The following is a 26,670-nucleotide window of genomic DNA, read 5'->3' as shown; positions in this document are numbered from 1 at the left end:
GTCGCGTAGAATGCCAATATCTTCTGCCCCGGCAGTGAGACAGGATCGCCCACTCCCGGTTCCGACATCCCTGTGAGGTTCCTCGCCATGAAGCGGATGATTCGCATTATAGGCACGATCGCCCTGGTCTGGTTCGGTGCGCTTTCGCTCGCGCACGCCGGCGTGGAACCCCAGGCCATCGCGCCCGATGCACCCGATACCTACACCGTGCGCAAGGGGGATACGCTCTGGGGCATCGCCAAGCAATTCCTGCGCGACCCTTGGCGCTGGCCCGACCTGTGGCAGATGAACCGGGCCCAGATCCGCAACCCGCACCTCATCTATCCTGGCCAGATCCTGGTGTTCGACCGCGCCGCCGGGGTGCTGCGTGCCGCCAAGCGCGTGGGGCCGGTCGACGAGAAGCTCTCGCCCCAGGTTCGCCATGAGCCCATTCAAGATGCCATTCCTTCCATCCCGCTCGCGGCCATCGAGCCTTTCCTCGTGCGCCCCCTGGTGATCGACCAGAAAACGCTGGAGAATTCCGGCCGCATCATCGGCCTGGAAGAAGGCCGCTGGATTGCCGGGGCAGGCGATGCGGCCTTTGCCGTGGGCGTGCCCGAGGATGCCCGGCTCGTGCAGCTCTTCCGCCCCACCGAGCCGCTCTATGCCCGCGATGGCAAGACGCTCATCGGCTACGAGGCGCGCGATCTCGGTACCGCCGTCGTCGAGCCCAACGACGACCCTCGCCTCGGCACCGTGCTGCGCCTGAAGCAGACGAACGAAGAGGTCCGCGCCGGCGACGCCCTCATCGCCTCTCAGAAAGAGATGCTGGTCAATTTCGTGCCCCACGCGCCGGACGAAGGGGTCGACGCGCGCATCGTTCGCCTGTATCGCAGCTCGCTCGAAGCCGGTCGGCTCGACGTCGTCCTGCTCGACCAGGGCGAGCAGCAGGGCTTGGAGCCTGGCCACGTGCTCGCCCTGTGGCGCATCCGTCCCCCCGTCACCGACGAAGAGCGCGACACCAAGGTCTTCCTGCCCGAAGAGCGCTACGGCGTGGCCTTCGTCTTCCGCGTCTTCGAGCGCATGTCCTACGCTCTCGTGATGGAGACCGAGAAACCGGTCCGTGTCGGGGATGCCGCTCGCACGCCCTGAAGACCGGGAAGAAGCGAGGAGCTGGCTCGACTTCACGTTGCGCCGGCTCCCGCCTTCGGTCCAGCGCAAGCTCCTGGCGCGCTTTGGCTCGCCGGAAGCGGTGCTCGCCCAGCCGCTCCCCACCGTGCGCGCCGAGTTCGGCGCCGAAGTCGCCCAGGCGCTCGCCTCGCCTCCTCCTGCCGAGGCGGTCGAAACGGCGCTCGCCTGGCTGGGCGAGGCTCGTCATCACCTCCTCACCCTCGCCGACGCCGCCTATCCCAGGAATCTGCTCGCACTCGCCGACGCCCCGCTCGTGCTCTACGTCGTGGGCGATCCCGGCACGCTCGGCCGGCCCGCGGTGGCGATCGTCGGCGCGCGCCACGCCACGCCCGGCGGGCTGGAGAACGCCCGCGCCTTTGCCCGGGCGCTCGCCGAGCGCGGCCTCGTCGTGGTGAGCGGCCTCGCGCTTGGCGTAGACGCCGCCGCCCACGAAGGCGCGCTCGCTGCTGAGGGCGGAAGGACGGTGGCCGTCATCGGCACCGGCGCTGACCGCGTCTATCCGGCCAAGCACCGTGCGCTGGCGCACCGCATCGCCGAGCACGGCGCGATCGTGAGCGAATTCCCGCTGGGCACCCCGGCCCAGCCCTACCATTTCCCGCGGCGCAACCGCCTCATCGCCGCGCTCGCCCGCGGCACCCTGGTGGTAGAAGCAGCGCCCGACAGCGGCTCGCTCATCACGGCGCGCCTTGCCGCCGAGCTCGGGCGCGACGTCTTCGCCATTCCCGGTTCGATCCACAATCCGCTCGCGCGCGGCTGCCACCGCCTCATCCGCGAAGGCGCCAAACTCGTCGAGCGCGTCGACGACCTCCTCGAAGAATGGCCCGATCTGGCCTCGCCCGGCGCCCTCGTTCCGCCAGAACCCGCGCCCGCGCCTTCCGACGAAAGCGACCCGCTCCTTGCCGCCCTGGGGCACGATCCGGTCGATTTCGACACCCTGATGCATCGCACGGGCTTGACGAGCGAGGCACTCTCGGCCATGCTGTTGCCGCTGGAACTCGACGGCGCCGTCGTGCGCCTGCCGGGCGGCCGCTACCAACGCACCCGCTGAAGGAATCTCTCCATGTTCGATGTCCTCGTCTATCTCTTTGAAAACTATGCCGGACCCAACGAGGCACCGAAGGATCCGGACGAGCTGCGCGCGCGGCTCGCCGATGCCGGTTTCGAGGGCGACGAGATCGACGAGGCGCTCTCCTGGCTCGACACGCTCAGAAACGCCGAGGCCCTTTCCCCTTCGTGGCGTATCCCGCCCGCCGGCGGCAGCGTGCGCATCTTCACCGAAGAAGAACGGCAAGTCCTGGGAACCGCCGGGCAGAACCTGGTCTACTTCCTGCAACGCCACGGCGCCATCGACGAGGCGCTGCGCGAAACCCTCATCGACCGCGCCCTGGAATTCGGCGCGACGCCGCTCGATCCGGACGATTTCAAGGTGCTCGCGCTGATGGTGCTGTGGCAGCATGAACGGGAACTCGATCCCCTCGTCGTCGACGAACTGCTGCGCGTCGAAGACGACGAAGACGCCGAACCGCCGCGGCTGCACTGAACCCATGGGCAAGAAACTCATCATCGCCGAAAAACCCTCCGTCGCGCAGGACATCGCCCGCGCGCTCGGAGGCTTTCACAAGGAAAAGGACTACTGGGAGTCCGAACAGTACGTCCTCTCCTCGGCCGTCGGTCATCTGCTCGAACTCAAGGCGCCAGAGGAATACGAAGTCAAGCGCGGCAAGTGGAGCTTCGCCAACCTGCCGGTGATTCCGCCGCGCTTCGATCTGCAACCCATCGCCAAGAGCGAGGACCGGCTCAAACTCCTGCTGCGCCTTGCCAAGCGCAAAGACGTCGACGGGCTCATCAACGCCTGCGACGCCGGGCGCGAGGGCGAGCTCATCTTCAACTACATCGTGCAGTACGGCAAGATCGACAAGCCCGTGCAGCGCCTGTGGCTGCAATCGATGACGCCGCAGGCGATCCGCGAAGCCTTCGCCCACCTGCGCTCGGCCGAGGAGATGGAAGGGCTGCGCCAGGCTGCCGTGAGCCGCGCCGAGAGCGACTGGCTCATCGGCATCAACGGCACGCGCGCCATGACCGCCTTCAACTCCAAGTCGGGGGGCTTTCATCTCACCACGGTGGGCCGGGTGCAGACGCCCACGCTCGCCATGGTCGTCGAGCGCGAGCGCCAGATCCGCGCCTTCCGGCCCCGCCCCTACTGGGAAGTGGAAGCCACCTTCCGCGCCGCGGCGGGCACCTACACTGGCCGCTGGTTCGACGAAAAATTCAAGAAGCCCGAGGGCGACGAGCACGCCAGCCCCTACCGCCTGTGGGAGCGCGAGCGCGCCGAAGCCATCCGCGCGCGCGTCCTGGGCCAGCCGGGCGTGGTCGAAGAAACCGCCAAGCCCAGCACGCAGATTTCGCCGCCGCTCTTCGACCTCACCAGCCTGCAGCGCGAGGCGAATGCCCGCTTCGGCTTCTCCGCGCGCAACACGCTCGCCATTGCCCAGGCGCTCTACGAGCGGCACAAAGCGCTCACCTATCCCCGTACCGACGCCCGGGCGCTACCCGAGGACATGATCGGCACCGTGCGCGAGGTGCTGGCGCAGCTGCCGTCGGAATACCAACCCTTCGCCGGCAAGATCCTCGCCCAAGGCTGGGTCAAACCCAACAAGCGCATCTTCGACAACGCCAAGGTGTCGGACCACTTCGCCATCGTCCCCACTGGCGTGGTGCCCAAAGGGCTGTCCGAACCCGAACAGAAGATCTTCGACCTGGTCACGCGGCGGTTCCTCGCCGTCTTCTATCCGCCGGCCGAATACCGTGTCACCACCCGCATCACCCGCGTGGGCGAAGACGCCTTCAAGACCGAAGGCAAGGTACTGGTCGCCCCGGGCTGGCTCGAGGTCTACGGCAAACGGGCCGCTGGCGAGGGCGAAGGGGAACTCGTGCCCGTCGCCCCCGGCGAGACCGTTCATACCGAGGCCGTCGAGATCAAGGACTTGCACACCAAGCCGCCGGCGCGCTACACCGAGGCCACGCTCCTTTCCGCCATGGAAGGCGCAGGCAAGCTCGTCGAAGACGAGGAACTGCGCGCGGCCATGGCCGAGCGGGGTCTGGGAACGCCCGCCACCCGCGCCCAGATCATCGAGGGTCTGCTGGAAGAAAAATACCTTGTGCGCGAGGGGCGCGAGCTCGTACCCACCGCCAAGGCCTTCTCGCTCATCACCCTCTTGAAAGGCTTAGGCATCGACGCGCTCACCTCGCCCGAACTCACCGGCGAGTGGGAGCACAAGCTCGCCCTGATGGAGAAGCGGCGGCTCGCGCGCGAAGAGTTCATGGCCTCGATCGCGCGTATGGCGCAGGACATCGTCGAACGCGCCAAGCGCCACGAATCCGACACCGTGCCCGGCGACTTCGCCACCCTGCAGGCGCCCTGCCCCAAGTGCGGCGGCACCGTGCGCGAAACCTACAAGACCTTTCAATGCGATCAGTGCGGCTGGTCGATGTGGAAAATCATCGCCGGCCGGCAGATCGACGTGCCCGAAGCCGAGGCGCTGCTCACCCAAGGCCGAATCGGCCCGCTGGAGGGGTTTCGCAGCCGCCTGGGGCGGCCCTTCGCCGCCGAGCTGGTGCTCGACGAGGCCAAGCAGCCTACGTTCGCCTTCGCCGTCGAACCGCCGGAGGAAGTGCCGGCGGATCTGGCCGAACGCGAATCGCTCGGGCCCTGCCCCAAGTGCGGCGCGCCGGTGGTCGAGCACGGCACGAGCTACGTGTGCACCAAGTCGCTCGGCCCCGACAAGACCTGCGACTTCCGCAGCGGCCGCACCATCTTGCAGCAACCGATCGAGCCGGAGCAGATGAAGAAGCTCCTTTCCGAGGGCAAGACCGATCTCCTCACCGGCTTCGTGTCAGCGCGCACGCGGCGCAAGTTCTCCGCCTACCTCGTGCGCCAACCCGACGGCAAGATCGGCTTCGAATTCGAGCCGCGCGAGGCGTCGGAGAAGAAAGGGCGCTCCGCGACGAGGAAGAAAGCCAAGGCCGCGGAGACGTCGTGACACCGATTCTGTGTGTGCCTGGCTGGGGTCTCGGTCGGGGGCCTTTGGCTGGCCTCGTTTCCGTACTCGGAGCCCAGTGGCACGATTTGCCAGGGCATACAGCCAAGGCGGATACCTGCGCCGAGGCGGTACAAAGATTGAGCAACGAGGCCCCTGAAGGCGCGTGTCTTGTGGGCTGGTCCCTAGGTGCCATGCTGGCTTTGGCGGCAGCCTCTTTGGCGCCGAACGTCTTTTCTGCGGTCGTGGCCATCTCTCCCACCCCTTCGTTCGTCCGTCGCAGAGGATGGCCATACGGCTTGGCACCAGAGCGTTTGGCTTCTTTTCGGGAACAAGTGTGTACGGAGCCTGCTGCCTCTCTACGCCGATTCATCGTCGATTTCAATCGAGGAGATCTCAGGGCCACAGACATCTCCCGACAGCTAATGCGTCAGATGGACGATTTTCCTTCGACGGAAGCGCTGGCCACGGGACTGGATTGGCTACAGGAGATAGACCTTCGCGCCACCCTGCTCGGACTCGGAGTGCCCGTTTTGGTATTCCATGGCACCGCGGACAGTTTGATTCCGCCGATTGCCGGTCGTTGGATTGCGGACCACGTTGCTCGGGGGCGTTTCGTCGCGGTGGAAGGCGCGGCGCATGCCCCGTTTTGGGGCAGGACGGACTTCATGGCAGGGGAGATTCGCCGCTTTCTGTGCCAGCAAAAAGCAAAGACAGGAACGGAGTCGGAGTGATTCAGCGCTCATCGGGCCAGCGCACCCAGCCGATGTCGTCGCGTCTGCTGCCGTGAGCAATCACGCCCAGACAGGGGGCTGAGATCGTTTGCCGTAGGGTGGCGAGATTGCCGTCGAGGCTGGCCATTTCAGAATCGAGGCAATTGGCAATCCATCCGGCCAAAACCAGCTCTCGTCGATCGATCGCCTCTACCGTGAGCAGTGCATGGTTGAGGCAACCAAGGCGCATTCCTACGACGAGGATGACAGGGGCTCCGAGCGCTACTGCCAGGTCGGCCATGGTGTGCGTTGGCGTAAGTGGAGCGAGAAACCCCCCAGCACCTTCGACCAGTACCCGATCGGCGTACCTGCGTGCCTTGGCAACGGCCGAGACGATTTTTTCCAGGTCGATTTTTACGCCTTCTTGGGCCGCTGCCAGGTGGGGCGAGATGGGGGCTTTGAAACAGTAGGGATTTCGCACTGCAGCCGGAAGATCGACGCTGTCGGCTTCTGCGAGTGCGACTACGTCTTCATTGAACCCCGTTTCATCCACGCCCGCGGCGACGGCTTTGACACCCACGGCGCGCCACCCCGAGGTGCGTGCTCGTACGAGCAGCTGGCAAGCAGCATGGGTTTTACCGATCTCCGTATCAGTGCCGGTGAGGAACCATATGCCCGGATTCATGTTTTTCAGCCTCCTTTTTTGCAGGCCGCCAAGAAACCCACGCGGTAGCTCAAACCCAATCCTTCTTCCGTGCGCTCTCGTTCCAGGGCATCGAGTAGTGCGCGCCGGCGTCCGGGGGTCCAAACAGGGGAACCGGAATGTGTCGTCGGGTTTGCTCCGACGCCTCGAATCGCATGGAGGAGGGTTTCTGCATCGGGATAATAAAAAGTGAAATGGCGAATTTCCCAGCGGCATGCGTACCACGAATGGGTTCCAAGGGCGTGCTCCCACTCGGTTTCGGCCGGTAGTCGCGCCAAGGCAGACGTGACGCCCACTGTTCGCACTGCTCGATCGAGTTCAGGGAACGTGCCCGCAAGGACGATGCTCGCCCATAGCCATCCCCTCGCTTTGAGGACGCGCCAAGCCTGTGCGAGAACGCTCTGCGGCCGCGTCCATTGCCAGGCGCAGTTGCTCCAGTAGCCGGCGCAGATGGCATCGGCCAAAGGCAGGAGTTCGAGGTCGGCCGACAGGCGAGTGACTTCCGATGCCGGCATCAGGGCCAAGGCCTCGGGGGAGAAATCCACGGCAAGAAGACGCTCGTGACCGAAGCGCTGCGCCAGCAGCGGCAGATCGCGCCCGATGCCACAGCCCGCGTCGATGATCCAGCCCTCGGGCATGTCCGAGACGGTGACGAGTCGTTGGGCGAGGTGGGCCGCGATGCGTCGCTGTGGGTAGTCGTGGGCTGCATAGCTGTGCCGCCGTCGGGTGAAAGCACGCCGGATGGGCATCTTGCATTCGTTTATCATTTGTCTGCCGTGGGGAACTGCTGGAAGATCGGCGACAGCACTTCGAGCAAGGCATCGAGCTCAGCCTCGCCGTGATCGGCGCATAAGGAAAAACGCAGGCGTGCGCTGCCCTCGGGGACGGTGGGTGGGCGGATCGCCGGCACGAAAAACCCGGCCTGCGCCAAGGCTTGCTCAATGGCGAGTGTTTGCCCCGGTGATCCCAAGATCAAGGGTTGGATCGGGGTACGAGAAAACGGCAAGCGGGGAAGGGCCGAGCTACTGCTCTCTGGCGGTTCCGGCGCATGGATCACCTCGATCGCCGGTAACCGGGCCACTCCCTGGCGCCAGTGGTGAATGAGCGCAGCGAGTCGATCACGACGCGTCGTTTCCTCGCGCACCAGCTGCAGGGCGGTATGCACGGCGTGTGCCAGCGCGGGCGGCATGGCGGTCGTATAGATGTGTGTCCGCGCGGCCTGATCGAGCCAGAGCATCGCCTCTTCTGCGCCCAGCACGGCGGCACCCATTGCACCCAACGCTTTCCCAAACGTGACGCCCCAGAGCCAATGCGATTGAGGAGTCAGACCGGCATCGGCAAAACTTCCCTGTCCGGCAGGCCCGAGAATACCGAATCCGTGGGCATCGTCGACGATGAGCCAGGCACCGTGGGCGCGCGCCAGCTCCGAGAGCGCTGACAGCGGAGCGATGTCCCCGTCCATGCTGAACACCCCATCGGTGACGACGAGTTTCACCGGCTCTCGGGATTTTTCCAGCCATTGGCCGAGGAAGGAGAGGTTGCCATGGGGATAACGTCGAACTTTGGCGCCGCCAGCGCGGGCGAGTTGCAGCGCATCGACGAGCGAGGCATGAACCAGTTTGTCGGCAAAAATGGCCGTCGGCGCTTCGCGGGCAAAGGCGGTAATCACCGCGAGGTTGGCGGCGTAGCCGGAGGTGAAGACTCGGGCCGCGGGAAACCCCAGGAAGGCAGCGAGCTCGGATTCCAGCACTGCGTGCGCCTCGGTATAGCCGCCCACCAAGGCCGAGGAACCGGCACCGACGCCCCAGATCTTCGCCCCTTCGATCAGCGCTTCGACGAGGGCAGGATGGTGCGCCAGTCCCAAATAGTCGTTGCTGGCGAAACTGATTCCTTGTCGTCCGTCATGGACGAAGCGTGCGCTCGAAGCCACTGGTGACGCGCGTCGCAGGCGACGCAGTAGCCCTCGATCCTGCCGCTCGGCGAGCCATCCTCGTACGAAGGAAGGTGACGAATCATGCATGCAACGGCCTCACGCAGGGATCAAAGGACGTCGGCCAAGGTGCGCACGATCGCTTCGCAGGCGAAATCCACCTCCTCGGGACGCGTCTCGTAAGGGGGCATGACATAGACCGTCCGACCCAAAGGTCGCAGCAACAGGCCATGCTCGAGCGCAGCTACGGCGGCGCGACGTGGAAAATCCTCCGCTGCCTTGGGTAGGTCGAAAGCCACGAGGGTACCGCAGCGGCGCAGGTGAGCAGCCCCATGTTGCGCCGCAATGGGTGCCAAAGCGCGTTCGAAGGCCGCGCCGAGCGCTTCCAGCCTTTCTGGTATGCCAGGCTCTTCAAGGAGCGCCAAGGTGGCACAAGCGGCACGACAGGCAAGGGGATTTCCCGTGTAGGAATGGGAATGGAGAAATCCGCGTTCGATGCGCTCATCGAGAAAGGCCTCGAACACTTCATCGGTGGTGAGCACTACTGCCAGCGGCAAGGTACCACCGGTGATTCCCTTGGACAGGCAGAGCAGGTCAGGGCGCACGCCGGCGTGCTCGTGGGCGAACAGGCGTCCTGTTCGCCCACATCCCACTGCGATTTCGTCGAAAATCAGCAGCACGCCGTATTCGTCACACAGACGGCGCACGCAGCGCAAGAATTCCGGCGAATGCATGATCATGCCGCCAGCGCATTGCACCATGGGCTCGACGATCACCGCGGCCACCTCTTCGGCATGGGCTTGGAGGTGCGACCGTAGAGCGCAAACCGCTCGTTCGAGTGCCGGGGGGCCGAGACGGGCGTCGGGACAGGGCAGAATCGTCGCCGGGCGCAACAGGGGTTCATAGGCCTGCCGGAAGAGAGGAACGTCGGTAACGCCGAGCGCGCCGATCGTCTCTCCATGATAGCCACCGGCGAAACAAACGAAACCGGTCTTGCAGGGGAATCCTCGGTTTCTGGCGTAATGGGCTGCCATTTTCAACGCGATTTCGGTAGCGCTGGCGCCATCGGAAGCGAAGAAAGCATGCCCGAGTTGCCCTCCCGTCAGGGCACGCAGCCGTTCCGCCAGTTCGACCGCGGCAGCATGGGTGCAACCGGCAAGCAGCACGTGGTCGAGCGTATCGAGCTGTTCCTTGATCGCGGCGATGATGGGAGGATGCCGGTGACCGAAGAGCGTGGTCCACCACGAAGAGATGGCATCGTAGTAGGCCCGACCGTCGAAACCATATAGCCATGGGCCTGCTGCACGGGCTACGGGCAAGAGCGGGAGGGCATTCGGATCGCCAGCAGGCAGATGGCGTTGCATCTGGGTACACGGGTGCCAGACGGCCTCGAGGCTGCGGCGTTCCCACTGACCTGCTTCCTTGGCGAAGAAAGAGGGGGCTTCCATGAATCTCACTCCGGCTGCAAATCGAGCCGTGCAAGAAGCTCGTCGTCGTGCGCGACGTCCGGATTGTCGGCGGTGAGGAGTTTCTCCCCGTAGAAGAGGGAATTGGCTCCGGCGTAGAAGCACAGTGCCTGGAGCTCGTCGCTCATCTGGCCGCGGCCGGCCGACAGACGCACGTAGCTCCGCGGCAGGGCGAGCCGGGCGACCGCGATCGTGCGCACGAGCTCGAACGGATCGATGGGCGGCGCGTCGGCAAGCGGCGTGCCCGGAATGGGGATGAGCTGGTTGATGGGCACCGACTCCGGTTGCGGTTCGAGGCCGGCCAGGAGCGCCAGCAGGGAGATGCGGTCTTCGCGCGTCTCGCCCATGCCGAGGATGCCGCCACAACAAACCTTGATGCCGGCTTCGCGTACTGCCTCGAGCGTGCGCAGGCGATCGCTCAGGGTGTGCGTCGTGATCACCTTGCCGTAATACTCCGGCGAAGTGTCTACGTTGTGGTTGTAGTAATCGAGCCCCGCTTCCTTGAGGCGGGCGGCCTGGGGCGCCGAGAGCATGCCGAGCGTGACGCAGGTCTCCAAACCTAGCGATTTGACCGCCGAGACCGCCTCCGCCACCCGTTCCAGGTCTTTCTCCTTGGGCGCCCGCCAGGCGGCGCCCATGCAAAAGCGCGTGGCGCCAGCCGCCTTGGCCTGCGCTGCATGACGCACGATGGTCTGCGTATCGAGCAAGGGCTCACGCGAGTGCGCATGGTGGCGCGCCGACTGGGCGCAGTAGCCGCAATCTTCGGAACATCCCCCCGTCTTGATGGACAAGAGAGCCGATCGCTGGATGCGGTGGCCGGGAAAATGGCGCCGGTGGATGTCGTGGGCGCGATGCAGCAGCTCGAAAAACGGCAATTCGAACCACCCGCGCAGATGGGCTTTGTCGATCGGTTGCGTCGCGGTATCCGTCATTTCCGCCATGATTTTCACCAAAAAGTGCTAAACATCTTCGATTGTGCCTCAACTTCTGCAATCGTGCAAGATTTTTTTCGGTTTACCGAATCTGGTAATGCCCGCCCCGGCAACGGAGGCGCTGCGAAAACCACGGGGGCGAAAAAAGACACGACCCCGGGCTCGCACAGGGCGAGGCCGGGGCCGGAAAAGGAGAGATACGGATTACTTGGCGGCGGTGAGGTCTTGCGCTCGCCAGGCGAGCAGCCTGTTACGGAAGGCGTGGCTCGCGTCTTCGTAGTAGGCGATGGCGCGGCGCACGAGGGGGTCTTCCGGCATTGCCGGGCGTTCGTGCTCTGCATCGGTCGCGGCATTCTCGCGCAGGCGGATCTTCTTGCGCGGGCTGAGGATCGCCAGATCCTTGCCGTCGAAAAGCCCCAGGTGCTGGTAGTTGCCGATGAGGGCACTCCCCGGCCGGGTTTCGTCGCGCAGCACGTCGCGTCCGTAGAAGGTGGAGACGTAGTCCATGTGCAGCAACCCGAGCAGGGTGGGGGCGAGGTCGATCTGGCTCGCCAGCGCCGAGACCTCGCGCGGGGTGATGAAGCCCGGCGCGTAGATGAAGAGCGGGATGTGGTAGTTCGCCACCGGCAGATCTTCATGCCCTGCACTGCCGGCGGTGTGATCGGCGAGGAAGACGAAGATCGTGTCCTTGAACCAGGGTTTGCTGCGCGCTTCATCCAGGAATTTGCCGATGGCGTAGTCGGTGTATTTCACCGCGCCGTCGCGCCCCTTGCCCGAGGGGATGTCGATGCGTCCGTCGGGATAGGTATAGGGGCGGTGGTTCGAGGTGGTCATGATGTGCAGGAAAAAAGGTTTGCCACTGGCATGGTCCTGGTCGGCCACTTTCATCGCCTGGGCGTAGAGGTCTTCGTCGGCCATGCCCCAGGCGTTCTTGAAGTGGATCTCGGACTCGGGCACGCTGCTCTGGTCGACGATGCGGTAGCCGTTGCCGCTGAAGAAAGCGTTCATGTTGTCGAAATAGCCGCGCCCGCCATAGACGAAGACGGCGTCGTAACCCTTGGCCACGAGCTGCTGGCCGAGGCTGGCATAGCCGCTCTCGCGCCCGATGCGCTTGACGATGGAGCGGCCCGGCGTGGGCGGCACCGACAGGGTAACCGCCTCCAGGCCGCGGTCGGTGCGGGTGCCGGTGGCATAGAAGTTGTTGAAATAGAGGCTTTCGCGGCGCAGGGCGTCGAGGTTGGGAGTGAGTCCGCGCGGATCGCCGTTGCTGCCGAGGAATTTGGCGCTGAGGCTCTCCACTGTCACGAGAATGATGTTGCGCCGCAGCTCTGGACCGCCGTTGACGATGCGCCGGCGCGGGTCGAGGGGATCCTGGCTGAGAAAGATCGCGTTGGGCTCGGCGAGCGCTTGGCGCAAGACCGGCCCCGTCTCGGCTTCAGGCAGGGTGGCGTAGAAGCGGCGATAGTCGATCTCGTTGTTGCGAAAGGCCGCGAAGAACTGGTACGGCCCGTTGCCGGAGAGCTCGCGCCGATAGGTGTTCTGTTCCTGCCCCATGGGGAAATCCTGGTCGACGAAACCCGCATCGAGGGCGGCGAGCACGACCAGCCCGGCGAAGGCGGCAAGGCCCGGCTTGAGCGACAGGGGCGGGGACTCCAGCGTGCGGGCGATCACCCGGCGCAGGGCGAAGGTCAGCGCGAGCGCGAGCACGGCAAGCCCCGCGATCAGCGGCCCCACGGGGTAGGACTCGCGGATGTTGTCGATCACTTCCGTGGTGTAGACGAGGTAATCGACGGCGATGAAGTTGAACCGCGCGCCGAATTCGTCCCAGAAGAAGTATTCGGCCGTGGCCACGAAGAGCATGGCAAAGAGGCTCGAGGCCGTGAGCGCATAGAGGAAGGCGCGGTGCGCCCGCGCGGCCCACAGTCGGTTCGGACACAGCACGAAGAGGTAGAAGGCGAGCGGCAGGGCCGCGTAGACCAGGAAGGCGAGGTCGTAGGCCAGACCGACGCCATAGATGCGCAGCACATCGAGCGGCGTACTCACCGCTTCGGCCGGATGCAGCAGAAGCAGCGCCGTGCGGGTGAGAAAGAAGACGAGCAGCCAGGCAAGGAGGATGAGCGCGAGAAAACGGGACTGGGCGTGGCGGGGAAGCGGCATGGCGCATGGAGCCGAATGAAAGATCGGAAGCTTAGTATAGAGAAAAAAGGGTGAAGGAAGCGTCAACGCCGGGGCGAGGAAACGAAATGAAACGAAGGAATTAGCCCCGCTTGCAGCAGTTCTGGTCATCGGTGAAAACACGGGTGAAAACACGGGTGAAAACACGGGTCACGGGTGTCCCTTTGTTTTCGGTTGCGAGGATTGCCTTGGAGGTGTATAAACACCTATATACTCAAACACTGATGTGGAGGGCATCATGAATACCGTGCGTTGGAACATCGCCGTGTCGCCGGAACTGGATCAGTCCGTGCGCATGTTCCTCGCCGCGCAAGGCGGCGGGCGCAAGGGCGATCTGTCGCGCTTCATCGAGGAAGCCGTGCGCGCCTATCTCCTGGAGCGCGCCGTCGAGCAGGCCAAGACGGCTGCCTCTGGCATGGGCGAGGCCGAGCTGAACGATCTCATCGATGAGGCGGTGCAGTGGGCGCGTGAACACTGATGCGGGTCATCCTGGACACCAACGTGTTGCTCGGTGCGCTGATCTCTCCACACGGCCCGCCCGACGCCATCTATCGCGCCTGGCGTGCGGCGCGCTTCGAGCTGGTGACTTCGAGGGCGCAACTCGACGAACTGCGGCGTGTGAGCCGCTACCCGAAGCTCAAGACCATCTTGCCTGCGCACCGCATCGGCACGATGCTCAACAATATGCAGCGCGCCCTCGTGCTGGAGGTACTTCTGGCCTTGCCGGACGACATCGAGGCAAACGATCCGAACGACACCTTCCTACTGGCGATGGCCCTGGCCGGCGAAGCCGACTACCTGGTAACCGGCGACCGCCGCGCCGGGCTGTTGCAACGCGGCAGCATTGGCCGCGCGCGTATCGTCACGCCGACGACTTTCTGCGCCGAGGCGCTGTAGCGCACCGTGGAGTCGCGCCTGTGGCGGATACCTGACAGATAGGGTTTTCGATGCGCCCAAAACGTGGGCGAGACGACGGTAGACCAAGGAAGAGTCCATACCGCATGAGTCAAAGCAGGCCCCTGAGCCTGCGGTAGAGCGTGCGCTCGCTGATGCCCAGGCGCGCGGCCAGCGCCTTCTTGTCGCCGCCGAGTTGCTCGAGCGCATGGCGCAGGTAGCGCCGCTCGACTTCGTCCAGGGGGAGGATCTCCGCTTCGCTCGCGCGTTCTGGTTCGGTGCATGGCCCGTCGGCGAATCCGGTGAGATGCCGAGGCTCGATCAGTTCGCCGTCTGCGAGCAGGAGCGCCCGTTCGAGGAGATTGCGCAGCTCGCGCACGTTGCCGGGGAAATCGTGTTTCATCAGGCGGGCCATGGCCTCGGGGCTCAAGCGCACCTTGCGCTGCGGGGCGAGCCGCTCGAGCAGGTGGGCCACGAGCAGAGGCAGATCCTCGCGCCGTTCGCGCAGGGGCGGCAGGCGCACGGGAAAGGCGCTGATGCGATAGTAGAGGTCGCGGCGGAACGTGCCGTCTTCCACCATGCGCTGCAGGTCGCGGTGGGTGGCGGCCACCAGGCGGAAATCCGAGCGCAGCGTCTCCACCCCGCCCACGCGCCGGTAGGTGCCCGTCTCCAGCAGACGCAGCAGCTTCACCTGCTGCGTGAGCGGCAGGTCGCCGATCTCATCGAGAAAGAGCGTACCGCCGTCGGCAAGCTCGACCAGCCCGGCCTTGCGCTGGGTGGCCCCAGTGAAGGCCCCTTTCTCATGGCCGAACAGTTCGGACTCGAAGAGCGTCTCGGGCAGCCCGGAGCAGTCCAGCGGCACGAAGGGCCGGTCGCGGCGCGGCGAAAGGCGGTGCAGCGCCTGGGCGGCCAGTTCCTTGCCCGTGCCCGATTCGCCCAGCAGCAGCACGGGGGTATTCGACGGTCCGGCCCGTTCGAGGAGTTCCAGCATCTGCAGGAAGGAGGGCGAGCGGCCGACCATGCCCAGCACGGGTGCCGGCAGGTGCTTCCCGCCGAGAAACCGCATCGTCTCGACGAAGAGCGTTGTTTTGTCCGCCGCATCGCGCAGGGGGAGCAGCTCGACCTCGACGAACTCCTCGCCGCGTGGCGTGTGATGGCGATGGATCACACGGCTTGGGCGGCCGCTTTTCCATGCCTGTTGCCGGGGACAGGATTCACCCTGCTGATCGCAGGGGCGGTCGAAGTGGTGTGACACCTCGTAGCAGGTCCGGCCGATTACTTCGGGATTCTCGCCGAACTCGCGACGGTAGGCCGAGTTGGCAGCGAGGATGCGGTAGGCGGTATCGACGACGATGCGAGGTTCCGGTAAGGCTTCGAGCAGCTGGAGCAGTTCGGTGGGGAGCGGCATGACTGACATTCCTGGCAAAAATTTCTGCGTTATTTTGCCATTTTTGTCAGGATTTTGGGGGTCGGCGCCGAGGATGGCGCAGCGCCAGGGGGTAAGGTGCTGGATCATCGGGAGAAATTTTTTTCACCTGTTTTTGGCACATAATTTGCTCATAGAAAAGACGCGGTCTCATTTTTTGTAATTCCTTGAATCGCTTAAATTTTTTGACCATCATCAATTGACGATCCCGATTGGCTTCATTACTATGAGCGAGGGTGTACGCGAGGAGGGCTTCTTCCATGCAAGCGAAAACGGCTGCCCGGCGATTGCGTCGCGAGATCGTCGTGGTGCTGCTGCTCAAACTGATCCTGCTCACCGCCTTGTGGTGGGTCTTCGTTCGCGATGCACGGGTGGAGGTGGGCGCGGAGCGGATGCAGGCCCAGGCCGCCGGGGCGCCTCCCGTCGCTTCCAAGCCTTCTTCTTCGCCGTCTTCTCCGGTTCTTTCCGTTTCGCAGGAGCCATAACATGAACGAAACGCTCGTCGATCTCTCGCGCCTGCAGTTCGCCGCCACGGCGATGTACCACTTTCTCTTCGTGCCGCTCACCCTGGGGCTCACCTGGATGCTGGTGATCATGGAGTCGCTCTACGTGATGACCGGCAAGCAGGTCTACCAGGACATGGTGAAGTTCTGGGGCAAGCTCTTCGGCATCAACTTTGCCCTTGGCGTCACCACCGGCATCACGCTCGAATTCCAGTTCGGCACCAACTGGGCCTATTACTCGCACTACGTGGGCGATATCTTCGGCGCGCCGCTCGCCATCGAGGGGCTGATGGCCTTCTTCCTCGAATCGACCTTCATCGGGCTCTTCTTCTTCGGCTGGAATCGCCTATCACGGCCCCAGCACCTTCTGGTGACGCTGCTCATGGCCGTGGGGACCAACCTGTCGGCGCTGTGGATCCTGGTGGCCAATGGCTGGATGCAGAATCCCGTGGGCTCGGAATTCAGCTTCCAGACCATGCGCATGGAGATGACGAGTTTCTGGGACGTGGTCTTCAACCCGGTGGCGCAGGCCAAGTTCGTGCATACCGTGTCGGCCGGCTACGTCACCGGCGCCATGTTCGTGCTCTCGATCTCGGCTTATTATCTGCTGAAGAAACGGGACCTCGAATTCGCCAAGCGCAGCTTCCGCGTGGCGGCCGCCTTCGGCTTCGCCTCGGCCTGTTCGGTGGTCGTGCTCGGCGATGAATCCGGCTACACCATGGCCGAGAAGCAGCAGAGCAAACTCGCCGCCCTGGAGGCGATGTGGGAGACCGAGCCGGCCCCGGCCGCCCTCAAGCTCGTCGCCGGCATCGACGAGGCCAATCAGCGCAATACCTGGGAGCTCGAGATCCCGTGGGTGCTCGGCATCATCGGCACCCGCTCGCTCGATACGCCCCTGCCCGGAATCAAGGAGATCATCGCGCGCAACCGCGAGCGGGTCGAATCCGGGGTGGAGGCGGTCAAGGCGCTCAACGTGTTGCGCCGCGACGCATCCGACCCCCAGGCGCTGGCGCTCTTCGAAACGCACAAGGAAAACCTCGGTTTCGGGCTGCTGACGCGCAAATACGTGGCGGACATCACGCAGGTCACGCCCGAGATCATGGACAAGGCCGCCGCCTCGACGATACCGCCGGTGAAGCCCCTCTTCTGGACCTTCCGCCTCATGGTGCTGCTGGGCTTTTCCTTCATCGCCCTCTTCGCGGTGGCGCTGTGGTACAGCGTCAAGGACACGTTCGCCGAAAAACGCTGGCTGCTGCGCTGGGCGCTGTACTTCCTGCCGCTGCCGTGGGTGGCTTCCGAGATGGGCTGGTTCGTCGCCGAATACGGCCGGCAGCCCTGGACGATCGCCGAAGTGCTGCCCACCCATCTCTCCGTCTCCACCCTTTCGGTGCAGAGCCTCTACGGGTCGCTTGCCGGTTTCGTCGGCTTCTACACGCTGCTCCTCATCGTCGAGCTCTACCTGATGTTCCGCTTCGGTCGGCTGGGCCCTTCCTCGCTGGGTACCGGACGCTACTACTGGGAACGTCAAGGTGCGCTGCAGTCTGCCTGAAAACCCCTATCTCGGGAGAGGATCATGCTGGATTATGAAACGCTGAAGGTCATCTGGTGGCTGCTCGTCGGCGTGCTGCTCGTCGGCTTTGCCGTGATGGACGGGCACGACATGGGGGTGGGGACGCTGCTGCCTTTCGTCGGCAAGGACGACACCGAGCGGCGCGTCATCATCAACACCGTCGGCCCGCATTGGGACGGCAACCAGGTGTGGTTCATCACCGGCGGCGGGGCGATCTTTGCCGCCTGGCCCTTGGTCTATGCCACGGCCTTCTCGGGCTTTTACTGGGCGATGCTCGCCGTGCTGTGGGCGCTCTTTTTCCGTCCGGTAGGCTTCGACTACCGCAGCAAGATCGACAATGCCACGTGGCGCAAGACCTGGGACTGGGGTCTGTTCGTGGGCGGGGCGGTGCCGCCGCTCATCTTCGGCGTGGCGTTCGGCAACCTGCTGCAAGGCGTTCCGTTCCATTTCGACGCCAACCTCGTGCTCTACTATGAAGGGTCCTTCTGGGGCCTGCTCAACCCCTTCGCGTTGCTCGCCGGGGTGGTGAGCTCGGCCATGATCACTTTTCACGGCGCGGTCTATCTGGCGCATCGCACGGAAGGGGAGATCCAGCAGCGCTCGGTGCGCGCAGCACTTCTCTTCGGCGTGATCGCGCTCGCGGCTTTTGCCGCCGCCGGGCTGTGGGTGCAGGCCATTCCTGGCTACGTGATCGCTGCCGGAGCCGATCCAGCCGGCTTGCCCAATCCGCTCGCCAAGGAAGTGGTGCGCGAGGCCGGGGCCTGGATGGCGAATTATCGGCATCAGCCGCTCTTGTGGGCGGTGCCGGCGCTCGCCTTCCTCGGTGGTCTCGCGGCGATGTGGGCGGTGCGAGCCGGTCGTACCTTCTTTGCCTTCTGGGCTTCGAGCGTGATGATCGCCGGCATCATCGGCACGGCCGGGGTGGCGATGTTCCCCTTCGTCATGCCTTCTTCCACCGACCTGCGCTCTTCGCTCACGGTGTGGGATTCGGTTTCGAGCCACCTCACGCTCACGGTGATGTTCTGGGCCACCCTCATCTTCATGCCGCTCATCATCGTCTATACCAGCTGGGCGTACAAGGTGATGGCCGGCAAGGTGACCAAGGCCTACATCCTGGAAAACGAGAAGCAGGCGTACTGAACGGACACAACCCGCGGCGACGCATCCCGCTTCGCCGCCCCGGATCCGAAGGAGATTCATATGTGGTATTTTGCTTGGGCGTTGGGCGTGGGTTTTGCCATCCTCTTGGCCATCGTCGTCGGCCTGTGGTGGGAAGCGCAGGAAGAGGCGAGGGCGCGGCAAGGTCGGGGACAAGGCGATGCAAGCCCCAGTTGAGGCGCAAGAGCAGGGTGCCGAAGAGCCGGGTCGATCGGCCTCGGTCCAACCGCTGGCGTTAGGGCTGGGAATCGTCTTGATGCTGGTGGGCAGTTTCCGCCCCGATTGGCTGGCCGAGGCTTCCGGGAAGGCGAACCACGGTCTGGCCATGCTGTGGTTCTGGGCGATGGCGGCCGGTTTCGTGCGCGGGGTGGGCTTCATCCCGCGTTTCTGGTTGTGGCGGTGGCTCTTCTCTGGCTGGGCGGCGTTCGCGGCGCTGGCCGCGGCGCTGGCGTGGCGCTTTGCCGACCTCTGAGGGAGTTGATACATGACTATGTCTTAATCATTAACCCAACCGAATGTTTCCCGAATCAAGAACTTCCCCGTGGCATGGTTCTCCATGATCATGGGCTTCACGGGATTCTCGATCGCCTGGATGCGGGCCGAAACGGTCTACGACGTTGGTTTCGCCCCCAGCTGCGTGCTGCGTTGGGTCGCCTTGGGCTTGTTCTTCTTGGTGGCGGTGCTGTATGCGGCCAAGGCGGTGAAATATCCCGGCGCGGTGCGCGAGGAGTTCACCCACCCGGTCAAGCAGGCGTTCGGCCCGACGATCTCGATCGGCATGATCCTGCTGTCGATCGCGCTGCTGCACGATGCGCCGCGCCTCTCCTTCTGGTTGTGGAGCATCGGCACCGTGCTGCACCTGGCACTCACGCTCTATGTGATGTCGTCGTGGATGCATCACACGAAATACGAAATCACGCACATGAACCCGGCGTGGTTCATCCCCGTGGTGGGGAACATCCTCGTGCCGATCGCCGGGGTACACCACGCGCCGACCGAAGTGTCGTGGTTCTTCTACAGCGTCGGTCTCTTTTTCTGGCCGGTGCTCACGGCGATCCTCTTCTACCGTCTCATCTTTCATACCAGCCTGCCCGAGCGCTTTGTGCCGACGCTGTTCATCTTTATCGCGCCGCCGGCGGTGGGGTTCATCTACTGGTACAACCTGGGTGGACAGGTCGACGCCTTCGCGCACGTGCTCTACGGCGTGGCACTCTTTTTCGCGCTGCTGCTTGCGGTGCAGGCGAATTACTTCGTGCGGCTGAAGTTCTTCCTGTCGTGGTGGGCGTATTCCTTTCCGCTCGCGGCGCTCACCATCGCAACCCTGATCATGGCCAAGGAGACGGGCTTGGGCTGCTACCGCGTGCTGGGGGTCGTACTGCTGGCGGTCCTGACCCTGCTCATCGTGCTGCTGCTGGTGCGCACCGCCATTGCGGTGGCGCGGCGCGAGATCTGCGTCGAGGGGCATTGAGCGCTCAGCTGAGCACTGCCACCGCCTTGATCTGGGCCCACAGGCGCGTACCGGGGCGCACGCCGAGCGCTTCGGCCGAGCGCCGTGTGATGCGGGCAAGCAGGGGGGTTGGGCCCACCTGTAACCGGACCAGGGCATGGGCGGCGTCCAGTGCCCGCACTTCCTGCACCACGGCGGGGAGACGGTTGAGGAGGGAACTGTCCGCGTGCTCGGTGAGCGCCAGGCTGACGTCGCGGGCGCGTACTTGCAGCCGAATTTTCGTGCCCGGCGGCTCCTGGCGGTGCGGTACGAGCAGCGTGCCTCCTTCGAATTCCACCGTCAGCAAGGCATAGGTCGCGTCATGGTCGACGACCGCCCCTTCGATCACTACGGCGGCGTCTTCGTCACAGGCCAAAGGCAGATCGAGCCGCGCCAGCGTCTCCTGCAAGGGGCCGCTCGCGCGCACGCGCCCGCCTTCGAGCAGGACGAGGTGGTCGGCGAGCCGGCCGACCTCTTCGGGGGCGTGCGAGACATAGAGCATGGGAATGTCGAGGGTTCGCTTTACTTGCGCGAGGTAGGGCAGGATCTCCGCTTTGCGCTCCCGGTCGAGAGAGGCGAGCGGCTCGTCCAAGAGCAGCAGCCGCGGCGAGGTGAGCAGCGCCCGGGCGATGGCCACGCGTTGGCGCTCGCCGCCCGAGAGGCGCGCCGGCAGGCGGGTGAGCAGGGGGGCGAGACCGAGCAGCTCCACCGCTTCTTCGAAGGCGATGCGCCGCTCGCTCGGCGGGATGCGCCGCCAGCCGAAACGCAAGTTTCCGGCCACGTCGAGGTGCGCGAAGAGGTTGGATTCCTGGAACACGTAGCCGATGGCCCGGCGATGGGGCGGGACGAAGCGAACGTCGTCCTGCCACAGCGCGCCATTGACGCGCACGTAGCCCTCGCGGTGCCGGTCGAGCCCGGCGAGGGCGCGCAGTAGGCTGGTCTTGCCGGAGCCTGAAGGGCCGAAGAGGGCGGTGACGCCGCGCCCCGGAAGGTCGAGCTCCACCTCCAAGGTGAAACCGGGATAGGCGAAGCGAAAGCACGCCTCGATGCGCGCGTCAGCGCCCGGCCGAAGGTGTGCCGCGTCCATAGAGCACCAGCAGGACCGCGAAGCTCAGGCCGAGCATCACGGCGGAGAGGGCGTGCGCCTGCTCATAGGCGAAGGCTTGCACGTGATCATAGATCTGCACCGAGACCACTCGCGTGCGGCCGGGAATGTTCCCCCCCATCATCAGTACCACGCCGAATTCGCCGATCGTGTGCGCAAAGCTCAGCACCCCCGCCGTGAGGAAGCCCGAGCGCGCGAGCGGCAGCACGACGTGGATGAAGCGGTCCCACGGACCGGCACGAAGAGTGGCTGCTGCTTCGAGCGGTGCTTCCCCCAGCGCGGTGAACGCCTGCTGCAGGGGTTGCACCGCGAACGGCAGGGAGGCCAGCACCGAAGCGACGACGAGACCGGAGAAAGTGAAAGGCAGGATGCCCAGCCCGAGCGCCTGGGTGAGCTTGCCCACGGGTCCGACCGGACCGAGAAGGATGAGCAGGTAGAACCCCAGCACCGTGGGCGGGAGCACCAGCGGCAACGCGATGAGTGCCGCGACCGGCCCTTTCCAGGGGGATCGGGTACGGGCGAGCCACCATGCGATCGGCGTGGCGAGCGCGAGGAGCAGCACCGTCGTGATCGCGGCCAGCGCCAGGGTCAGCCAGAGCGCCTGCCAGTCTTCGGCGGTGAGCGTCATCCGGCGCCTGCCTCACTCATAGCCGTAGGCGCGGATCAGGGCGCGGGCCGCCGGCTCCTGCAGGTAGGTGAGCAGACGGGCGACGGCCTCGGTGGGGCGGCCGTCCTTCGCGCCGGGCAGCAGGATCACCGCATCTTGCCGGATCGGCGGATAGAGCGTCTGGGGCACGAGCCACAGCGAGCCGGGGCGCAACCTTCCCGGCGCCTCGTAGACTTGCGCCAGGGCGACGAAACCGAGTTCGGCGTTGCCGGAGGCGACGAACTGGAACGCCTGGCCGACGTTCTCGCCCAGCACGAATTTCGCCACCAACGGCTCATGCACTCCGAGCGCCTGCATGGCTGCCATCGCCGCGGCGCCGTAAGGGGCATGGCGCGGGTTGGCGAGCGCGATCCGGTTGAAGTTGCCGCGCCGCAGCACTTCGCCACCCTCGTCGACGAGGGCGGGATCGGGGCTCCAGAGGGCGAGTTTGCCGACGGCGTAGGTGATGCGGCTGCCCGCCAGCGCGTAGCCTTCCTGCTCGAGCCGGGCAGGGGTTTCCTGGTCCGCGGCCAAGAGGACGGCGAACGGCGCGCCGTTGCGGATCTGGGCATAGAAATTGCCCGTCGCGCCAAACGAGAGCTGGAGTTCATGGCCGGTGTCGCGCCGGAAGCGTTCGGCAAGCTCGCGCATGGGGGCGGTGAAGTTTGCTGCCACCGCTACCGCGATCGTGTCGGCAAACGCGTAGGGTGCCGCGAGCAGCAGAACGAACAGAAACAGGAAGCGGCGCATCGCGATCTCCTCCGTTCAAGGTGCCCGGGCAGCGGCCCGGGCACGGGAGGATTAGATCACACCTTGGGCGAGCATGGCGTCGGCCACCTTGGCGAAGCCGGCGATGTTGGCGCCGTCGCTATAGCTTACCGTGCCGTCCTCGCGCCGGCCGTATTGCAAGCAGGCCTCGTGGATGCCTTGCATGATCTTCTTGAGGCGGGCGTCGACCTCTTCGCGGGTCCAGGAAAGGCGCATGGCGTTTTGGCTCATCTCCAGACCGGAGGTGGCCACGCCGCCCGCGTTGCTCGCCTTGCCCGGAGCGTAGAGCACGCCGCGGTGCTCGAAGATCTTGACCGCTTCCGGGGTGCAGGGCATGTTCGCGCCCTCGGCCACCGCCACTACGCCGTTTTCCACCAGCGTCATCGCGTCGTCGGCATCGAGCTCGTTTTGCGTCGCGCACGGCAGCGCCACGTCCACCGGCACGTTCCACGGCTTGGCCCCCGGGATGAAGGTGCCGCCGACGAGCTGGGCGTATTCGGAGACACGCCCGTAGCGGTGGTTCTTCACCTCCATGAGGATGGCGAGTTTTTCCGGCGTGAATCCTTCTTCGTCGATCACCGTGCCGCTCGAATCCGAGCACGTGACAGGCTTGGCCCCCATCTGCATGAGTTTCTCGATGGCGTACTGGGCGACGTTGCCCGATCCTGACACCGCCACGCGCATCCCTTCCAGACTGCGGCCGGCATGGCGCAGCATCTCGTCGACGAAGTACACCGTGCCGTAGCCGGTGGATTCGGGCCGGATGAGGGAACCGCCATAGGAGAGCCCCTTGCCGGTGAAGACGCAGGAGGAGTCGTTGGTGAGCTTCTTCATCATGCCGACCATGAAGCCGACTTCGCGCCCGCCCACGCCAATGTCCCCAGCGGGCACGTCGGTGTCGGCGCCGATGTGGCGGTAGAGCTCGGTGACGAAGGCTTGGCAGAAGCGCATCACTTCACCCGGGCTCTTGCCCTTGGGGTCGAAGTCGGAACCGCCCTTGCCGCCGCCCATGGGCAGCGTCGTGAGAGCGTTCTTGAACGTCTGCTCGAAGGCGAGAAACTTGAGGATGGAGAGATTCACCGAGGGGTGGAAACGCAGCCCGCCCTTGTAGGGGCCGATGGCCGAGCTGTGCTGGATGCGGTAGCCGCGGTTGACCTGCACTTCGCCGCGATCGTCCACCCAGGAGACGCGGAACATGATGACGCGCTCGGGTTCGACGAGACGCTCGAGCAGCGCGTGCTGCGCGTAGCGGGGATGCTGCGTGATGAAGGGCCAGAGGCTTTCCATCACCTCGGTCACCGCCTGCAGGAACTCGGGCTGACCGGGGTTGCGTTGCGCAACATAGTCGAGAAAGCTTTGCAGCGTGGAGTATTTCATGGCTTGATGCCTTTCAGGGTGAGAACAACGGGCCGGTGCGCAGCGCACGCCCTTCGCCCCGCACCAAATCTGATAATTATCGCACCGTTGTGGTGAAACGATGCACCAGTTTGGAGCCTGGTGCTTTTTTCTCACCCCATTCCCATTCGGCGTGGCAGCCACAGCGCCAATTCTGGGAAGACGATCATCGCCGCAAGGCCCAGGAGCATCGCCAGCACGAACCACAGCACCCAACGGAAGGTCTCTTCCATGCGAATGCCGGCGATGCGCGAGGTGATCATCAACGCCAGCGCCATCGGCGGCGTGAATTGCCCGATCGCGAGGTTGATCGTCATCATCACGCCGAACCAGACGAGATCCCAGCCCATGGTCTGGGCGATCGGAACGAGCAGCGGCAGGAGGATGAGGAAGATCGAAATCGCGTCGAGAAACATCCCGGCGACGAGCAGCAACACGTTGATCGACACGAGCATCAATACCGGGCTCGAATGGAAGGCGACGAGCATGGAAGCGGCTGCGTCGAAGATGCCCAGCGTATTGCCGGCCCAGGCGAATACCGAGGCGATACCGATGATCATCAGCACGACGGCGGAGAGCTCTCCGGCATCGACGAGGATGCGGAACAGCCCTTTGAGCTCGAGGCTGCGGTAGATGAAAACCCCGACGAACGCACCATAGGCCACCGCCACCACTGCCGCTTCGGTGGGGGTGAAGAGTCCGGTGCGCAAGCCGCCGAGGATGATGACCGGTGCGAGCAACCCCCAGATGGCCTCGAAGAAACTCTTTCCCAGGGGAGGGCGCTCGCGGCGTTCGCCGCGGCCGTAGCCGTGGCGGCGGCTGATGAGGAGCGCCGGGATGAGCAGGCACAGCGCGGCGATGATTCCGGGGATCAATCCGGCGGCGAAAAGGGCCGGAACCGTGGCCGCCGGGACCATCACGCTATAGACGATGAAGGCCACCGACGGCGGAATGATGATGGCCGTGGAGCCGGCGGCGGCGATGAGGCTGGCGGAGAACCCTTTGGGGTAACCTCGCGCGATCATGGAGGGCAGCATCACCGAGGCGACCGCGGCGGCATCGGCCGGCCCCGAGCCGGAAATGCCGCCGAGCAGCATTGAAACCAGCACGGCGACGACGGCGTGCGAGCCGGTCCATTCGCCGACCAGCGCACTGATGAAACGCACGAGGCGCAGCGCGACGCCGGAGCGCTCGAAGATCATGCCAGCGAGGATGAACATCGGGATCGCCAGCAGGGGATATTTGGCGATGCCAGCATAGAGGTTGGTGGGGACGGCGAGTTGGTCGAACCCGGCCAGGGCGAGCACTGCGACGCTGGCGAGCCCCAGACCAACGGCAAGCGGCATGCCGGCAAGGAGTGCGAGCAGGAAGAGGGAGACGAGCGTGGCTCCGATCATCGCGTTCCCCGGAATCGCGCCAGAGCAAGGCGCGCGGCGATGACAAACGACAGCAGCGGGAACCAGATCGTGTACCACCACTGCGGCACACCCAGCGCCGGCGAGGTTTCCTCGAAACGGAACTGATCGTAGGTGAGGCGCGCCGCATACCAGGTAATAAACAGATAGAGGGCGACAGTGACGAGGGCGTCGAGCCGTGCCGCGAAGAAGCGCCATCGTCGCGGCAAGCGTTCGACGAAGAAGGTGACGCGGATGTGTCGGTCGTGCAGATAGGCAGGGACCGAGCCGAGGAAAGCCAGCACGGGCAAGAGCGCGATCGACAGCTCTTCGGTGGCGGCGATGGATTGGGCGGTGAAGTAGCGCACGACGACGTTGGCAAAGGTGATGGCGACGATCACGGCCATCACCAGGCCGACGATGATCTGTTCCCAGGAATAGGCGTGCGCTTCTGCAGCGGCGACGGTGGATTCTTCAGGGGTTTGCATGCTCGACTCGAACTCGTTGGATGCCAGGGCCGCATCGCGGCCCCGTGGAGAGACGGTCTCAGCGTTTGCCGATGTCCTCTTCGGCTTGTTTGACGAGATCGGCGCCGATCTTGTCTGCCCATTCCTTGTAGACGCCGGCGGTGGCCTGGCGGAAAGCATCGCGCTCGGCCGGTGTCAGATGCACGATCTCGACGCCGTTGGCGGCGATCTCTTTGAGCAGGCTGTCGTCCTCGGCCGTGATGACAGCGCGGGCACGAGCGATCTCTTCGCGCGCGGCTTGCTGCGCCGCCTCGAGCACGAGCTGGCGATCTTGCGGCGTCCAGCTGTTCCAGACGGTCTTGTTCACGGCGAAGATCAAGGGGTCGGCGACGTAGCCCCAAAGCGTGAGGTATTTCTGCCCTACCGTGTGCAGTTTGGCGGCATTGAAGACGGCCAGCGGGTTCTCTTGGCCATCGACGGCGCCGGTGGCCATCGCCGGCAGGGCATCGGCCCAGCTCATCTGCGTCGGGTTGGCGCCCAAGGCATTGAAGGTGGCGAGAAAGAGCGGCGAGCCGACCACGCGAATCTTCAGGCCGACGAGATCCTTGGGCGTGTGGATGGGGTGCTTGGAATTCGAGATCTCGCGAAAGCCGTTCTCACCCCAGGCGAGCGGCACCACGTCGCGTTCGGCGGGTTGTGTACCATCCTTTCTGTAAATTCCGTTTAGCGCCT

Annotated in this window: 27 protein-coding genes; 13 read left to right on the top strand and 14 right to left on the bottom strand. The window is 64.8% G+C overall.

Annotated features, from left to right (window positions below; all coding sequences use genetic code 11):
- The first annotated feature begins 87 nt into the window (after positions 1–87).
- From ASC37_RS03250 to ASC37_RS11210, 5 genes are read left to right on the top strand one after another with little or no spacing between them, the layout of a single operon-like run.
- Entirely contained in the window at positions 88–1,131 is a 1,044-nt protein-coding gene (locus tag ASC37_RS03250; protein ID WP_198288985.1) for a LysM peptidoglycan-binding domain-containing protein, read from the top strand.
- A complete protein-coding gene (gene dprA, locus ASC37_RS03245; RefSeq protein WP_055423009.1) occupies positions 1,112–2,218 on the top strand; it encodes a DNA-processing protein DprA in 1,107 nt (368 codons plus the stop codon). Before ASC37_RS03250 ends, dprA begins: the two co-directional genes overlap by 20 nt.
- A 12-nt stretch (positions 2,219–2,230) precedes the next feature.
- Complete coding sequence (locus ASC37_RS03240) at positions 2,231–2,710, top strand: DUF494 family protein (RefSeq protein ID WP_055423008.1); 480 nt, start codon at positions 2,231–2,233, stop codon at positions 2,708–2,710.
- A gap of 4 nt (positions 2,711–2,714) precedes the next feature.
- The gene (locus ASC37_RS03235; RefSeq protein ID WP_055423007.1) at positions 2,715–5,210 is read left to right on the top strand and encodes a DNA topoisomerase III; all 2,496 of its coding nucleotides are present in this window, start codon (positions 2,715–2,717) and stop codon (positions 5,208–5,210) included.
- Positions 5,207–5,941 (top strand): alpha/beta fold hydrolase, encoded by a 735-nt coding sequence (locus ASC37_RS11210; RefSeq protein WP_267885673.1) that lies wholly within the window; start codon positions 5,207–5,209, stop codon positions 5,939–5,941. Before ASC37_RS03235 ends, ASC37_RS11210 begins: the two co-directional genes overlap by 4 nt.
- Before the next feature lies 1 nt (position 5,942).
- On the opposite strand, the gene bioD is transcribed toward ASC37_RS11210, so the two are convergent.
- From bioD to ASC37_RS03200, 6 genes are all read right to left on the bottom strand, one after another.
- Complete coding sequence (gene bioD, locus ASC37_RS03225) at positions 5,943–6,605, bottom strand: dethiobiotin synthase (RefSeq protein WP_055423005.1); 663 nt, start codon at positions 6,603–6,605, stop codon at positions 5,943–5,945.
- A gap of 5 nt (positions 6,606–6,610) precedes the next feature.
- On the bottom strand, positions 6,611–7,372 hold the full coding sequence (locus ASC37_RS03220; RefSeq protein ID WP_055423004.1) for a methyltransferase domain-containing protein: 762 nt from the start codon (positions 7,370–7,372) through the stop codon (positions 6,611–6,613).
- 14 nt (positions 7,373–7,386) lie between these two features.
- Positions 7,387–8,643 carry an 8-amino-7-oxononanoate synthase gene (locus ASC37_RS03215; protein WP_072247906.1) on the bottom strand — a complete coding sequence of 419 codons (1,257 nt, stop codon included), beginning with the start codon at positions 8,641–8,643 and terminating at the stop codon, positions 7,387–7,389.
- 20 nt (positions 8,644–8,663) lie between these two features.
- Positions 8,664–10,001 (bottom strand): adenosylmethionine--8-amino-7-oxononanoate transaminase, encoded by a 1,338-nt coding sequence (locus tag ASC37_RS03210; protein WP_055423002.1) that lies wholly within the window; start codon positions 9,999–10,001, stop codon positions 8,664–8,666.
- A 5-nt stretch (positions 10,002–10,006) separates the two neighbouring features.
- A complete protein-coding gene (gene bioB, locus ASC37_RS03205) occupies positions 10,007–10,960 on the bottom strand; it encodes a biotin synthase BioB (protein WP_088178258.1) in 954 nt (317 codons plus the stop codon).
- A 195-nt stretch (positions 10,961–11,155) separates the two neighbouring features.
- Positions 11,156–13,108, bottom strand: coding sequence for an LTA synthase family protein (locus ASC37_RS03200; RefSeq protein ID WP_055423001.1), 1,953 nt, complete (start codon positions 13,106–13,108; stop codon positions 11,156–11,158).
- 256 nt (positions 13,109–13,364) lie between these two features.
- On the opposite strand from ASC37_RS03200, the gene ASC37_RS03195 reads away from it, so the two are divergent.
- A complete protein-coding gene (locus tag ASC37_RS03195) occupies positions 13,365–13,604 on the top strand; it encodes a ribbon-helix-helix domain-containing protein (RefSeq protein WP_055423000.1) in 240 nt (79 codons plus the stop codon).
- Positions 13,604–14,023 carry a putative toxin-antitoxin system toxin component, PIN family gene (locus ASC37_RS03190; protein ID WP_055422999.1) on the top strand — a complete coding sequence of 140 codons (420 nt, stop codon included), beginning with the start codon at positions 13,604–13,606 and terminating at the stop codon, positions 14,021–14,023. The genes ASC37_RS03195 and ASC37_RS03190 overlap by 1 nt, the downstream gene beginning before the upstream one ends.
- A 109-nt stretch (positions 14,024–14,132) precedes the next feature.
- Here ASC37_RS03190 and ASC37_RS03185 read toward each other — a convergent pair whose 3' ends face one another.
- Complete coding sequence (locus ASC37_RS03185; protein ID WP_082438352.1) at positions 14,133–15,428, bottom strand: sigma-54 interaction domain-containing protein; 1,296 nt, start codon at positions 15,426–15,428, stop codon at positions 14,133–14,135.
- 278 nt (positions 15,429–15,706) lie between these two features.
- On the opposite strand from ASC37_RS03185, the gene cydP reads away from it, so the two are divergent.
- The 6 genes from cydP (at position 15,707) to ASC37_RS03155 (ending at position 20,145) form a co-directional block, all read left to right on the top strand.
- Complete coding sequence (gene cydP / locus ASC37_RS03180; RefSeq protein WP_055422998.1) at positions 15,707–15,931, top strand: cytochrome oxidase putative small subunit CydP; 225 nt, start codon at positions 15,707–15,709, stop codon at positions 15,929–15,931.
- 1 nt (position 15,932) lies between these two features.
- Positions 15,933–17,498 carry a cytochrome ubiquinol oxidase subunit I gene (locus ASC37_RS03175; RefSeq protein ID WP_055422997.1) on the top strand — a complete coding sequence of 522 codons (1,566 nt, stop codon included), beginning with the start codon at positions 15,933–15,935 and terminating at the stop codon, positions 17,496–17,498.
- 24 nt (positions 17,499–17,522) lie between these two features.
- Positions 17,523–18,659, top strand: coding sequence for a cytochrome d ubiquinol oxidase subunit II (cydB, locus tag ASC37_RS03170; protein ID WP_176697453.1), 1,137 nt, complete (start codon positions 17,523–17,525; stop codon positions 18,657–18,659).
- Between the two features lie 60 nt (positions 18,660–18,719).
- A complete protein-coding gene (cydX, locus tag ASC37_RS03165; protein WP_055422995.1) occupies positions 18,720–18,854 on the top strand; it encodes a cytochrome bd-I oxidase subunit CydX in 135 nt (44 codons plus the stop codon).
- On the top strand, positions 18,838–19,149 hold the full coding sequence (locus tag ASC37_RS03160) for a cyd operon YbgE family protein (RefSeq protein WP_055422994.1): 312 nt from the start codon (positions 18,838–18,840) through the stop codon (positions 19,147–19,149). The genes cydX and ASC37_RS03160 overlap by 17 nt, the downstream gene beginning before the upstream one ends.
- A gap of 69 nt (positions 19,150–19,218) precedes the next feature.
- Positions 19,219–20,145: an SLAC1 anion channel family protein gene (locus tag ASC37_RS03155; RefSeq protein WP_198288983.1), complete on the top strand. Its 927-nt coding sequence runs from the start codon at positions 19,219–19,221 to the stop codon at positions 20,143–20,145.
- Between the two features lie 4 nt (positions 20,146–20,149).
- Here the strand turns inward: ASC37_RS03155 and modC are convergent, their stop codons facing one another.
- From modC to dctP, 7 genes are all read right to left on the bottom strand, one after another.
- The gene (gene modC / locus ASC37_RS03150; protein ID WP_055422992.1) at positions 20,150–21,250 is read right to left on the bottom strand and encodes a molybdenum ABC transporter ATP-binding protein; all 1,101 of its coding nucleotides are present in this window, start codon (positions 21,248–21,250) and stop codon (positions 20,150–20,152) included.
- The gene (gene modB, locus ASC37_RS03145; protein WP_055422991.1) at positions 21,219–21,896 is read right to left on the bottom strand and encodes a molybdate ABC transporter permease subunit; all 678 of its coding nucleotides are present in this window, start codon (positions 21,894–21,896) and stop codon (positions 21,219–21,221) included. Before modB ends, modC begins: the two co-directional genes overlap by 32 nt.
- Positions 21,897–21,908: 12 nt before the next feature.
- The gene (modA, locus tag ASC37_RS03140) at positions 21,909–22,664 is read right to left on the bottom strand and encodes a molybdate ABC transporter substrate-binding protein (RefSeq protein ID WP_055422990.1); all 756 of its coding nucleotides are present in this window, start codon (positions 22,662–22,664) and stop codon (positions 21,909–21,911) included.
- 51 nt (positions 22,665–22,715) lie between these two features.
- The gene (gene gdhA, locus ASC37_RS03135; protein WP_055422989.1) at positions 22,716–24,059 is read right to left on the bottom strand and encodes an NADP-specific glutamate dehydrogenase; all 1,344 of its coding nucleotides are present in this window, start codon (positions 24,057–24,059) and stop codon (positions 22,716–22,718) included.
- Positions 24,060–24,190: 131 nt separating this feature from the next.
- Entirely contained in the window at positions 24,191–25,474 is a 1,284-nt protein-coding gene (locus ASC37_RS03130; protein ID WP_055422988.1) for a TRAP transporter large permease, read from the bottom strand.
- Positions 25,471–25,959: a TRAP transporter small permease gene (locus ASC37_RS03125; protein WP_055422987.1), complete on the bottom strand. Its 489-nt coding sequence runs from the start codon at positions 25,957–25,959 to the stop codon at positions 25,471–25,473. The genes ASC37_RS03130 and ASC37_RS03125 overlap by 4 nt, the downstream gene beginning before the upstream one ends.
- A 58-nt stretch (positions 25,960–26,017) precedes the next feature.
- Positions 26,018–26,670, bottom strand: a 653-nt coding sequence (gene dctP, locus ASC37_RS03120) for a TRAP transporter substrate-binding protein DctP (protein WP_176697452.1), incomplete at its 5' end; no start/stop codon positions are given.

The sequence above is a fragment of the Tepidiphilus thermophilus genome, assembly GCF_001418245.1.
Lineage (GTDB): Bacteria > Pseudomonadota > Gammaproteobacteria > Burkholderiales > Rhodocyclaceae > Tepidiphilus > Tepidiphilus succinatimandens.
This window is presented reverse-complemented; position numbering and strand designations above follow the sequence as displayed.